This window comes from uncultured Senegalimassilia sp., assembly GCF_934632265.1.
Classification (GTDB): domain Bacteria; phylum Actinomycetota; class Coriobacteriia; order Coriobacteriales; family Eggerthellaceae; genus Senegalimassilia.
Map to the genome: position 1 here is coordinate 1 of NZ_CAKTYH010000058.1, position 12,065 is coordinate 12,065.

9 protein-coding genes are annotated in these 12,065 nt (G+C 66.8%); all 9 read right to left on the minus strand.

What is annotated here, in order from left to right:
• Positions 1–166: 166 nt before the first annotated feature.
• Complete coding sequence (locus Q0H50_RS05520) at positions 167–760, minus strand: biotin transporter BioY (protein WP_294420290.1); 594 nt, start codon at positions 758–760, stop codon at positions 167–169.
• Positions 761–1,092: 332 nt separating this feature from the next.
• Positions 1,093–2,616, minus strand: a complete 1,524-nt coding sequence (locus tag Q0H50_RS05525) for an MATE family efflux transporter (RefSeq protein WP_294420293.1) — start codon at positions 2,614–2,616, stop codon at positions 1,093–1,095.
• A gap of 154 nt (positions 2,617–2,770) precedes the next feature.
• The gene (locus Q0H50_RS05530) at positions 2,771–3,685 is read right to left on the minus strand and encodes a biotin--[acetyl-CoA-carboxylase] ligase (RefSeq protein ID WP_294420295.1); all 915 of its coding nucleotides are present in this window, start codon (positions 3,683–3,685) and stop codon (positions 2,771–2,773) included.
• Between the two features lie 214 nt (positions 3,686–3,899).
• Complete coding sequence (gene folP / locus Q0H50_RS05535; RefSeq protein WP_294420302.1) at positions 3,900–5,225, minus strand: dihydropteroate synthase; 1,326 nt, start codon at positions 5,223–5,225, stop codon at positions 3,900–3,902.
• Positions 5,226–5,388: 163 nt separating this feature from the next.
• Positions 5,389–7,617, minus strand: a complete 2,229-nt coding sequence (gene ftsH, locus Q0H50_RS05540; protein WP_294420304.1) for an ATP-dependent zinc metalloprotease FtsH — start codon at positions 7,615–7,617, stop codon at positions 5,389–5,391.
• A gap of 13 nt (positions 7,618–7,630) precedes the next feature.
• A complete protein-coding gene (gene hpt, locus Q0H50_RS05545) occupies positions 7,631–8,173 on the minus strand; it encodes a hypoxanthine phosphoribosyltransferase (protein ID WP_294417832.1) in 543 nt (180 codons plus the stop codon).
• 290 nt (positions 8,174–8,463) lie between these two features.
• Positions 8,464–9,156, minus strand: coding sequence for a nucleoside triphosphate pyrophosphatase (locus Q0H50_RS05550; protein WP_294420306.1), 693 nt, complete (start codon positions 9,154–9,156; stop codon positions 8,464–8,466).
• Positions 9,153–10,352 carry a tRNA lysidine(34) synthetase TilS gene (tilS, locus tag Q0H50_RS05555; RefSeq protein WP_294420309.1) on the minus strand — a complete coding sequence of 400 codons (1,200 nt, stop codon included), beginning with the start codon at positions 10,350–10,352 and terminating at the stop codon, positions 9,153–9,155. The genes Q0H50_RS05550 and tilS overlap by 4 nt, the downstream gene beginning before the upstream one ends.
• A 30-nt stretch (positions 10,353–10,382) precedes the next feature.
• A complete protein-coding gene (gene rlmD / locus Q0H50_RS05560; protein WP_294420312.1) occupies positions 10,383–11,759 on the minus strand; it encodes a 23S rRNA (uracil(1939)-C(5))-methyltransferase RlmD in 1,377 nt (458 codons plus the stop codon).
• Between the last annotated feature and the right edge of the window lie 306 nt (positions 11,760–12,065).

A 12,065-nucleotide genomic window follows, 5' to 3' on the forward strand; every position in this document is an offset into this window, starting at 1 on the left:
CCCTCCTTTGCGCACCCGCACGCCTGGCAACCGGAAACCCGCCCTCGGAACTCAAGCCTGCACCCGTGATTCGGAAAGCCACGGACCCGCCCATAAAGCTACGACGAAACGCGAAAAGGCCCGCTTATGCGGGCCTTTTCGTTGTGCTTGGGTTATGCGGGATCGCTTAGGCGCGACGTCCCACGGCAGCGTTGACGGCGCGGGCGCAGATGACTGCCGCGACCAGCTTCGCCAGGTCGACCAGGATGAACGGCGCAACGCCGGCCGCGAAGGCGGCAGCAGGCGTCATGGAGGCGACGGCCATCAGCTGAGCCCAGCCGCACACGTAGGCGACGGCAAGGAACACCAAACCGGTCAAGAAGTCGATCGCGAACGCGCGGGCGCCCTTCGCCTGGCCATCGCGAGCCAGCACGGCCTTCAGGCCGAAGCGCACGGCAACGGCAAGGCCGACGCCCAGCAGGTAGCCCCACAGAAAGCCGCCGGTCGCACCGGCCAGAACGCCGATGCCGCCGCGCATGCCGCTGAACACGGGCACGCCCACGGCGCCCAGGACCAGGTACGCGGTGATGGCCGCAACAGCCTCTTTCGGCTGCAGCACCAGCACCATGAACGCCACGGCGAAGATCTGCAGCGTGAACGGCACGGGGCCCAAGGGCACCGTCACCCATGCCGACACCGCCGTGATGGCGACCGTCAATGCGACGAACGCGATGGAACGCGTGCGCGACTCAGCGGCCGTCTTCTTCTGAACCTGTTCCACAACTTCCCCTTCCTTGTCCCCTCGGCGTAACCGACGGGCCCATCCGCGATACCATCGCGGCGATCGTTGCACCGAACGCATCGATCCTATTTCCTACAAATCACAGCGGAATTGTAGCACGCGCACAATTTCCCTCGCAGGTTTTGGCAGCAAAAAAGCCTTGCAGCGCAAAAAACGTTGCAAGGCTGAAACAAATCAGGTTACCGAACCGCGCGCCATCAGCGGCAAGGAGGGGGCGCTGCGCTCAAAACGCAGCTCCTTTCGCACCGTAGCTGCTGCCCTTGCGCCATGCGCCTTAAGGCCGCGCCCAAAACGCGCCGCTCCTCGCGCCGCTAGAACTTGGCCTGCAGCTGGCCGTTCTCCAGCTTGCGCAGGCGCTTAAGCTCCAGCAGGACGAACACGCCGGTGGTGAAGATGGCCAGGAAGTCCGCCACAGGGCACGCGAAGTACAGCGCGTCCAGGCCCGTGTAACCCGGGAACCATACGGGCATGACCATGGGCAGGCCGATATAGAGCGGGATCAGGAACAGGATCTGGCGCGTAAGGGACAGGAACACCGACTTCGCCGGCTGGCCCGTTGCCTGGAAGTAGTTCGAGCCGACGATCTGGAAGCCCACGAACGGGATGAGGAACAGCTGCACCTGCAGCGCGAACACCGTGAACGACAGCAGGTTCGGGTCGGTGATGCCGAAGAAGCCGACGATCTGGGCGGGGAAGATGTGCACGAGCGCCCACAACACCACGGCGATGACCGTGTTGCCCGCGATGCCCCAGGCCAGCGTCATCTTCACGCGCTTGAACAGGTGCGCACCGTAGTTGAAGCCGAGCAGCGGCTGGATGGCGATCGACATGCCGATGAGCGGCAGCACCACGAACGAGGCCACGCGCTGCACCACGCCGATGGAGGCCAGCGCGCCCTCCGCGCCGATGGGGCTTTGCGCGCCGTACATGTTCAGCAGGTTGTTCAGCACGAAGTTCACCGCGGCCATGCCCGCCTGCACGGCAAAGCTTGCCAGGCCCAACGACAGGATCAGGCGCACGGTCTCGCCGTGCAGCGGCATCATGCGCAGGTGCAAGCGCATGGGGACGCCCTTCGTCAGGCAGAAGTACCACAGCACCGTGGCGCACGAGATGGCCTGGCCGCACACGGTGGCAAGCGCGCTGCCCACAACGCCCATGCCCATGCCCAACACGAACAGCGCGTTGAACACGGTGCACGCAACGGCGCCGATGATCATGGTGCCCAGCGCGCGGTTCGGGGCGCCCGCGGTACGGATGAAGTTGTTCACGCCCATGCCGATGCACTGGAAGATGAAGCCCAGGCTGATGATGCGGATGAACTGCATGGCGTAGTCCCAGTCCTCGGGAGTTGCGCCGGACACGCTGAGCAGCCCGTCGATGCAGGCGGGGATGAACATGGCGATAGCCACCACCACGGAAGCGATAAGGGAAAGCGTGACCGTGTTGCCCAAGCTACGCTCGGCTTCCTCGGGCTTGCCCTCGCCCATGCGCAACGCGGCCAGGGCGTTGCCGCCGTTGCCCACCAGCATGGCGATTGCCATGAACACCGTCATGATGGGCATGGCCACCGTGGCGGTGGACAGGCCGATCTCGCCCATGGCCTGGCCCAGGAAGATGGAGTCGATGACGTTGTACGCGCCGTTGACCAGCATGCCCAAGATGGAGGGGATGGCGAACTCGGTGATAAGGCGCGGAATGGACTCCGTGCCCATGCGCGTCACCTTGTCGTGTTGCTTGGGCTTGCCTTGCGCGCCGGGGGCTGCGGGCTTGCCCTGGGCATCCGTCGGATGGGACGGCGCCGCGGACATATCCTTCGTTTCCTGCTCTTGCGTCATGCTTGCGTGCTGCCTTTCGAAACGCTTTACTACCTAAAATTTTCGTCAGCACTCTATTGTATGACCGGCGGCCCGCAGAGAGCGCACGCGGAAGGGCCCCGTGCCGGGATTCCATCGTTCATGCATATCAGGTTGAAGGGCGAAAGGACACCGCCTAGCGGATATGGGCCTCGCCCGAACTGGCGAACACCTCCACGCCCTCCGGCGTGCGCAGCACCAGCCTGCCGTCCGGGGCCACACGCGTCACCGTGCCCGACGCCAGCACATTGCCCGAAAGGTCCTCCATGCGCACGAAACGGCCGGACAGCGCGGAACAGGCATCGAACTCAGCTTGGAAGGGCTCGAAGCCCTGCTCACACCACAGCGGGTACACGATGGCAAGCTGATCGCACAGCGCATCGGCAACCGCGCTGATGCGGTCTTCGACGGGACCTTCGCAAAATCCCAGCTCATCAAGGTACACCGGGATATTCTTCCCTGCCGGCACGGATGAGGCATTCGCCGGACGGGCCACGTTGACGCCCACGCCCACGCACAGCGCCCGCGCATGCATCTCGGTCGAGATGCCGCACAGCTTATGGAAGGGGCGCCTAGGCTGATGGCCGTCATCGGAGGGCGCTCCGTCCGGTGCGGCGCCATCGCAGGCTACGCCAGGGGAAGCTGCGCCGCACAAGGACGCCGACTTATTCCCGCAAGGGGAACCCTCACCCGCCGCCTGCGCAGCTTCGCGCAGGGAATCGTCCACTTCGGCCACCACGATGTCGTTCGGCCACTTCACCTGCACGCGGTCCTCAAGCTCGGGAACAAGGCTCGCGATCGCGCGGCGGACGGCCAGGCCAACCAGCAAGCTGAGCGTGGGCAGCTGCGCCGGCGGAACGTCGGGACGCAGCAAAAACGATTGGTACATCCCGCCGATCGGGCTTTCCCATGCACGGCCCTGCCTGCCGTATCCGGCGGTCTGCCGCAGGCCACGCACGGCCAGCCCCTCGGGCTGGCCCTCCTCGATAGCACGCTTGATCAGGTCGTTCGTGGACGTGACGGTCTCAAACGATTCCACGCGAAACTGCATCCCAGCACCTTTCTCCCCTCATATGACGGCATAGCATAAGGCAGTCGCGAAGCAACGGGATGCCGCAATGGCGCAACAGCCCAGCATCGCAAACCACCGCCCGACACCCAAGCCCAAAGCCCAGGCCGCTGCCCACACCCCGATGCCTAAACCAGCAGCGCTTCCTCAAACCCAACGCCCATCCGACCATCCGCAAGCCGCCGCTTTCCCCGGCTTAACGGTTGACGCGCTCGGCTTTCCCGTAGCGCTCGAATTCCGGCTTGGCCGCATGCGCGACGCGCACATCGTCGGCCAGCACGTGGTTCGGGCGCAGCTCCAGCAGCGGCTTCAGCACGAAGTCGCGCTCGAGGATGCGCGGATGCGGCAGCGTGAGCACGTCGTTGTCCGTGACGTAGAGCTGGTAGTCCAGGATGTCCAGGTCGCACGTGCGCGGGCCGTTCTCGATCTCGCGGACGCGGCCCAGGCTGTTCTCGATGGCGTGCAGGTATCCCAAAAGCTCCTTCGGCGCGATGCCCGTGCGCAGCAGCACCACGGCGTTGACGAACGTGTCCTGATCCTCGTAGTACGCCGGTTCGCTTTCATAGAAGCTGGAGATGTCGATGATCTGCGAATCGGGAAGGCTGCACAGCTCGGTGATGGCCTGGTTGAGCATGGCGATCTTGCCCTCGAGCTCCTCGCCGGGCTCAGCCACCAGAGGCACGTTGCAGCCCAGGCCCAAGAACGCGTACGGGCGCATGTCGGACAGGGCCTTCACCGTTTCGGCCACGTTGTGCGCACGCACAACGCCGGCACCCAGCTCGCACGCCATAAGCGCCTCGGTGGCGCTCACGTGGTCGCGCTCGACCGGGTCGTCGATGCCGTAGGCAAAGCCCAGATAGCTTTTGCGGGAAACGGCCACCATGACCGGATAGCCCAAGCGCGCAAACTCCTGGAAGTTGCGCACGAGCTCAAGGGTCTGCGACGCCGTCTTGCCGAAGCCCGGGCCCGGATCGACGCAGATACGCTCGGGCTCCACGCCGGCGGCCTCGAGCATGGCGGCCTGGTCGCGCAGGCAATCGCGCACCTCGGCGACCACGTCGTCGTACTGCGGGTTCTGCTGCATGGTGCCCGGCTCGCCCTTCATATGCATGACCACCACGCCGCAGTCGCTTTCCGCGGCAACCTGCACCATGGCCGGATCGCGGAAGCCCGACACGTCGTTAATGATAGCGGCACCGGCTTCCACGCACGCCTTCGCCACGGCGGCGTGGCGGGTGTCCACGCTCACGCAGACGCCCTGCTCGGCAAGGGCGCGCACCACGGGAAGCACGCGAGCCGTCTCCTCCTCGACGCTCACCTCGGCGGAACCGGGGCGCGTGGACTCGCCGCCCACGTCGATCATGTGCGCGCCCTCGTCGAGCATCTGCTGCGCCCACGCCAGCGCCGCCTCGGGCGTGTTGTGCGTGCCGCCGTCGCTGAAGCTGTCGGGCGTGACGTTGAGGATGCCCGTGATCACCGGTTTGCGTGTATCGAACTCGAACGAGCCGCATTTCCACATCATGCTGAATGCCTTCCTTTCAAAAGAAGGCGAGCCTGACGGCCCGCCTTCTTGCTATACGTTGACGTTTTCACACCGCGCCCGCGCACCAGGCAAAAAGCCCGGCGCATCGTGCGCGAACGATCCCGCCGCCCACCGCGAAGGTGCGGCGCGGCACCACGCCGGCTTATTCTGCCGGCGGGTACGGGGGCTGCTGGCCGCCCGTGGGCGGAACCGGCGGCTGACCGCCGTTCCCGAGAGCCTGCGGCTGCTGCATGCCGGCCGGCTGCACGGGAGAACCCGGCTGCGCCGGCGGCGCCTGGCCGTCCTGCTGGCCGTTCCAGTTCGGGTCGGCAAGCTGCTCGTCGCGAGCGCGTGCCGCCGCCTCCTCGGCCTCCTTCGCGGCGATGATGTCGCCTTCACGCTGGAGATAGTCGTTCCAGGTGTTGTCCAGCAGCGCCTTGCAGGCCTCGCCCTCGACGGTTTCACGCTCGAGCAGCACGCTTGCCATAAGGTCCATCTGCTCGCGATGCGTGCTGAGGATCTCGTAGGCGCGGTCGTGCGCCTCCTTCATGATGCGCGCGACCTCGTCGTCGATGCGGCGAGCCGTTTCCTCGGAGTAATCCTGCGTGTTGCCCATGTCGCGGCCCAGGAACACCTCGTGGTTGGGCTGACCGAACACCTGCGTGCCCAGCTCGGCGGACATGCCGTACTGCGTGACCATGGCGCGGGCCATCTTGGTGGCGCGCTCCAGGTCGTTGCTGGCGCCGGTGGTCACATCGTCGCAGAAGATCTCCTCGGCGACGCGGCCGCCCATGAACACCGCCAGCTCGTCGCGCATCTCGCCCACCGTGTTGAGGACCTTGTCCTCCTTCGGGATGGACAGGGTGTAGCCCAGCGCGCGGCCGCGGCTGATGATGCTGATCTTGTGCACCGGATCGGCCTTCGGCAGCAGGTGGCCCACCAGGGCGTGGCCGCTTTCGTGGTAGGCGATGGTGTGCTTGGTCTGGTCGTCCATCACGCGGCCCTTGCGCTCGGGACCGGCGATGACGCGCTCCATGGACTCGCTGACCTCTTGCTGCGTGATGATCTTCTTGTTGCGGCGCGCGGTCAGAAGCGCAGCCTCGTTGAGCAGGTTGGCCAGGTCGGCGCCCGAGAAGCCGGGCGTGAGCTTGGCCACGGAGGACAGGTCCACATCGCTGCCGAGCGGCTTGTTCTTCGCATGCACGTTCAGGATGCGCTCGCGACCCTTCACGTCGGGCACGTCCACCACGATCTGGCGGTCGAAGCGGCCGGGGCGCAGCAGCGCCGGGTCGAGCACGTCGGCGCGGTTGGTTGCGGCGATGAGCACCACGGAGTCGTTGGCCTCGAAGCCGTCCATCTCGACGAGCAGCTGGTTGAGCGTCTGCTCGCGCTCGTCGTGGCCGCCGCCCAGGCCGGTGCCGCGCTGGCGGCCGACGGCGTCGATCTCGTCGATGAAGACGATGGAGGGGCTTGCTTCCTTAGCCTGCTTGAACAGGTCGCGCACGCGGGAGGCGCCCACGCCCACGAACATCTCGACGAAGTCGGAGCCGGAGATGCTGAAGAACGGCACGCCCGCCTCGCCGGCCACGGCGCGGGCCAGCAGCGTCTTGCCGGTGCCCGGAGGGCCCACCAGCAGGCAGCCGCGCGGGATCTTCGCGCCCATGGACTGGTACTTTGCGGGATTCGCCAGGAAGTCCTTGATCTCCTGCATCTCCTCGACGGCCTCGTCCACGCCGGCGACGTCGGCGAAGCGCACGTCGGGGCGCTCCTCGATGCTCTGCTTGGCCTTGGCCTTGCCGAAGTTCATCTGCGAGTTATTCGCCTTCGCCATTTGGTTGAACAGGAAGAACAGCATGGCGCCGATGAGGATGATGGGGAGCAGCGTGGTGAGGATGTCGCCCCACGGGCTGGGGGTCTTCACCTCGTACTTGATCTCGGGATGCTGCGCCATCAGGTCGGACAGCGAGCTGCCGGCCCAGGTGCACGTGAACTTGTGCTCCTGGCCGAGCGTCTGGGACTCGATGTCCTGCGTGCCCACGCCCGAGAGCGACTTGCCCGTGTTCGGGTCCTTCAGCGTTGCCATGCCGGCGTTCATGGCCTCGATGGCGCTGTTGAACGCATCGGCGGCGGAATCGCCGGCCGTGACGGCGGGGTAATACGTGCCGGACACGGTGTAATCGCCGGCGCTGTACGTGACCTCCGTGACGCGGTTCTGGTCGACGGCCTGCAGGAACTCGGATGCCACCAGCTTATCGGTGGTGCCCTGCGAAGACTCCGACATGCTCATGAACTGCTGGCCCACGAAGAAGGCCACCAGCAGGAAAAGGACAACCGAGATGATGGTTGTCCGGGGATTGGGCTGTTGGATTTGAGGTTTGTTGTTTTGCGGCATAGGCCTTGCTTTCCTAGTTGTAGAGCTCGGGCTTCAGGACGCCGATGTACGGCAGGTTGCGGTAGCGCTCGGCATAGTCCAGGCCATAGCCCACGATGAACTCGTCGGGGCACTCGAAGCCCACGTATGCGCAGTCGATCTTGGCCTGCGCGCGGGTTTTCTTGCGCAGCAGCGTGGCGACCTCGATGGACTTCGGGTTGCGCGCCTTCAGCGTTTTCAGCAGGTAGGTGAGCGTGAGGCCGGAGTCCAGGACGTCCTCGGCGATGACCACGTTGCGGCCCTCGATCTGGGAGGACAGGTCCTTCAGGATGCGGACCACGCCGGAGCTTTTCACGCCGTTGCCGTAGGAGGAGACGGCCATGTAGTCCATCTCACACGGCAGCTGGATCTGACGTGCCAGGTCGGCCATGAAGATGGCCGCGCCGCGCAGAACGGAGATGAGGATGACGCCCTCGGGGTCGTCCTTGTAGTCCTGCGTGATGCCCGCGCCGATCTCGGCGACGCGCTGCTTGATTTCATCCTCGGTGAACAGGATTCGATCTATGTTTTCGTGCACGATGATTACCTCTTCGATGCATTTCGCCTGAAGAGCGCCCTGAGCGCCCTTATATGAACGAGCACAAGTGTACCATTCGGCCCGACCGGGCACATGACAATACCGTAACGCCACATAAATACGAGCGCCTGTGGACCTGCCGAAACCGCCGGAAGCGGGCGTACGGCGCGCACCCGCCGCACGGGGGCTAACGATGCCGCGCAGGGCGCAAGCAGTCCGAAACGCGAACCGGGGCGCCGCAGCGCCCCGGGATGCCGATGGCCCGCCGCCCGCAAGAGCAGCGGGGCCGGTTACTTCAGATCGGGAAACTCCTTGAGCAGACGCGTCACCGGAAGGCCGATGACGGTGTCAAGGTCGCCCTCCACATGCTTGATGAGCTTGGCGCCGTTGCCCTGGGCGGCGTACGCGCCCGCCTTGTCGAAGGACTCGCCGCACTTCAGGTACTCTGCCAGCTGATCGTCGGTCTGCGGATGGAACGTGACGGCCGCGCGGTCCACGAACGTGCGGAAGCCCAGCGACACGTCCTCGGCGTTGGGCGCGGACACCAGCCACACCGACACGCCGGTGAGCACCTCGTGCGTGTTGCCCTGCAGGCGGCGCAGCATGCGCTTGGCATCGGAGATGCTTGCCGGCTTGCCGAAGATCTCGCCGTCGCACACCACCATGGTGTCGGCGCCGATGATTGCCGCCATGCCCGTGTAGCCCTCGCCGAGCACCTCCTGCACCACGGCGCCGGCCTTGCGCTCTGCCAGCTTCTTCACGGCCTCGGGCGGGTTGGCCTCAAGGTCGGGCTCCAACGACTCGTCCACCTCGGACACGCGGATGGTGAAGCTCACGCCCTCGCGCTCCAGAAGCTCCTTGCGGCGCGGGCTGCCGCTGGCAAGGATCACATCGACGGTCATAGGCTGCTCGGCGGCCTGCGCCTGCTCGGCGGCCTGTTCATTCTCCTGCGCCGCATCTTGCGGCATGGGCTGTTCGCTCATTTCCTTCTCCTTGCTCTGAATGCGGCCATGGGCTCGAGCCTCACGCCGCGCTTGTTCGCGCTGATGGCCAGGTTTCCCTGGATGTTCGCAACATACCCGCCGTGCGGGGCGGCCTGCGGGGTGCCGGGCGCATCCCACGCCGCCAGCACCGCGTCGATCGAGGCCGTCTCGACGCGCGCATCGGGGCCCAGCATGGCCTGCAGCACCTGCACTGCTGCGCGGCGCTGCAGCGGCACGGGCTGGGCGCCCAGCTCGGGGACGAGCACGCCGCCCTCCTCATAGGCCGGCGGGCGGTCGGGCAGCGCCTCGGTCCATACCATGTGGCGTTTCACCAGGTCTGATGCCATTTCCTCAAGCATATCGTCCTCGTCGGCGATCAGGTTCATGGTGCGCCCGAGCACGTCGAGCAGCTGCGGGCTGCGCTCCTTCACGTGCGGGACGACCTCGTGGCGCACGTAGGCGCGGAACCGATCGGTGTGCGCGTTGGTGGCGTCCTCGCGCCACAGGCACCCCTCGGCGTCGCATGCGCACGGCAGCCCCTCGCGCTCGCGCTGCTGCACGTAGTCGCACAGGTCCTGGCGGCCAACGTCGAGCAGCGGGCGGACGACGGGGCCGTTCGCGTACTTCATGGCGCGGAAGCCGCCCGGCCCGGTGCCCACCATCGAGCGCATGTAGAAGTTCTCCACGCGATCGTCGGCGGTGTGGGCGGTGAAGATGCGGCCCTCGGACAGCGGCGCCGCCGCATGCCGGCACAGGCTTGCGAGCGCCTCGTTGGCGGCAAGGTAGCGCTCGCGGCGCGCGACGGCCTCCACGTTGCCGCCTTCGCGCTGCGCCTGGCCGGCGACGTCGATCTGGCAGCTGAACAAGGGGATTCCCAGCAGCTCCGCCAGCTGCGCCGTGAACGCCTCGTCCTGATCGGCGGCGCCGGGACGCAGCCGATGGTTCACGTGCAGCATGGCGATGGGCCCGATAGCCCCTTCATCCGCCAGCTGCCGCGCAACGTAGGCCAGCGCCGTGGAGTCCGAGCCGCCCGACACCATGAGCAGCACCGGCGTCTCGGCGTTCGCCAGCCCGCGCCGCTCGATGGTGCGCCGCGCCGCGGCGAGCACGTCCTTGGGACGCGCGGCCGCATCAGCGCCGAGCCCGGCATCGCCTGCCGCGGCGCCGACATTCCCCGTTCGCTGTTGCTCTGCCATTTCCTTCCCTACCTATATATATGGTTGCCGCTACATGCGCTCGATGAGCGCGATGGTCTCGATATGGTCGGTGTGCGGGAACATGTCCACGGGCTGCACCGTTTTCACGCCGTAGCCGAATTGCTTGAGAAAGCCCAGGTCACGGACCTGCGTTTCCGGATTGCACGAGATGTAGACGATGCGCTCGGGCGCCAGCTGCACCGCGGCGCGCAGAAACTCCTCGGTGGAACCGGCGCGCGGCGGGTCCATGAGCAGCACAAGCGGTCGGCCCTCCTCATCGGTGCCAGCACGTCCGGCCGCCGCGGCCTGCGCCGCCATGTCGCGCATGAACGCGCCGGCGTCGGCCACCGCGAAGCGCGCGTTGTCCACGCCGTTGTGGCGCGCGTTCTGCCGCGCGTCGCGGATGGAGGATTCCACGCAGTCCACGCCCGTGACCTGCGCCGCGCCCATGGAGGCCGCCACCAGGCCGATGGTGCCCGTGCCGCAGTACGCGTCGATGGCGTGCTCGGCGCCGGTGAAACCCGCCAGCTGGATGGCCTGGCGGTACAGCACCTCGGTCTGCACGCTGTTCACCTGGTAAAACGACTGCGACGAGATGCGGAAGCTCAGCCCGCACAGCTTGTCCAAGATGAAGCCGGGGCCGTAGAGCACCTGCTCGCGCTGGCCGAGCACCACGTTGGTCTGGCGCTCGTTGATGTTCTGCACCACCGTGGTGATGAACGGGCAGCGGCGCACCAGCTCGCGGCAGAAGCTCTTCGCGCCGGGGAACTGCTGGCCGTTGGTGACCAGCGTGACCAGCACCTCGCCGGTGGTGTGGCCCACGCGCACCACGGCGTGGCGCATGAAGCCGGTGCCGCGGTCCTCGTCGTAGGGCGGGATGCCGAACTTCAGCATAAGGCTGCGGACCGCGCGGATGACCTGCTTGGCCTGGGCGTTCTCGATCAGGCACTCCCCCGTGTCGATGATGCGGTGCGTGCCGGCGGCGTACATGCCGCACAGGATGTCGCGCTGCGGGGCCGCCGGGCGGCTGGGACGCTTGCCGCCGCCGCGCTTGCCGGGCGCGGCCTTGCGCGGCGCGCCGGGAGCGAACGGGGACATCACCTTGTTGCGATAGGCGTACGGGTCCTGCATGCCCAGGATGGGACGCAGCGCATCAGGGCCTGCCACCTGGGAAAACAACTGGGCAACGCGCTCGTCCTTCGCCGCAAGCTGCTGGCTGTAGGGCTGGTTGACGTGCTGGCAGGCGCCGCACTGGCGCGCCACCGGGCACTGCGGCAGGCCGTTCGCCGCCGCGCCGCCCTCCGGCTTGCGCTCCTGCTGACGCCGAGGGCCGGCCTGGGGCCGTGCCGCCTGCCGCGGGCGCTTCCCGCCCTGCCCGCCTGCGCGCTTCTGGCCGTTTTCCTTCATGAGCTCCCCTTGTTCGCTTGCATAAAACCGTAACTATCCAGTATACGCACTTGCGCGGTCGCCAACGGCGCGCCGACGGCAACCTCAAGGCAGAATCCACGCCTCCTCGTAACGGGCCGGCAACGGACGCGGCACGGTTCGGCACACGTTCGCCTGCACGGCAGCGCGACCCGCCCGGAGCGCCTATGATGGTGCGGACGACGGCTCGCCCAACGCATGCGCGCCGGACCCGAACGCGCGACCGGGCCCGGCGCGCATACGCCGACGCCCGCCGCCGAACCCCATCCATACGCCCCGCGCGGGCAC

Bases quoted from the DNA above. Each gene is read 5' to 3' on its own strand.
- Q0H50_RS05525 (WP_294420293.1), bottom strand. From the start codon at position 2,616: ATGACGCAAGAGCAGGAAACGAAGGATATGTCCGCGGCGCCGTCCCAT.
- Q0H50_RS05530 (WP_294420295.1), bottom strand. From the start codon at position 3,685: ATGCAGTTTCGCGTGGAATCGTTTGAGACCGTCACGTCCACGAACGAC.
- folP (WP_294420302.1), bottom strand. From the start codon at position 5,225: ATGATGTGGAAATGCGGCTCGTTCGAGTTCGATACACGCAAACCGGTG.
- ftsH (WP_294420304.1), bottom strand. From the start codon at position 7,617: ATGCCGCAAAACAACAAACCTCAAATCCAACAGCCCAATCCCCGGACA.
- Q0H50_RS05550 (WP_294420306.1), bottom strand. From the start codon at position 9,156: ATGAGCGAACAGCCCATGCCGCAAGATGCGGCGCAGGAGAATGAACAG.
- tilS (WP_294420309.1), bottom strand. From the start codon at position 10,352: ATGGCAGAGCAACAGCGAACGGGGAATGTCGGCGCCGCGGCAGGCGAT.
- rlmD (WP_294420312.1), bottom strand. From the start codon at position 11,759: ATGAAGGAAAACGGCCAGAAGCGCGCAGGCGGGCAGGGCGGGAAGCGC.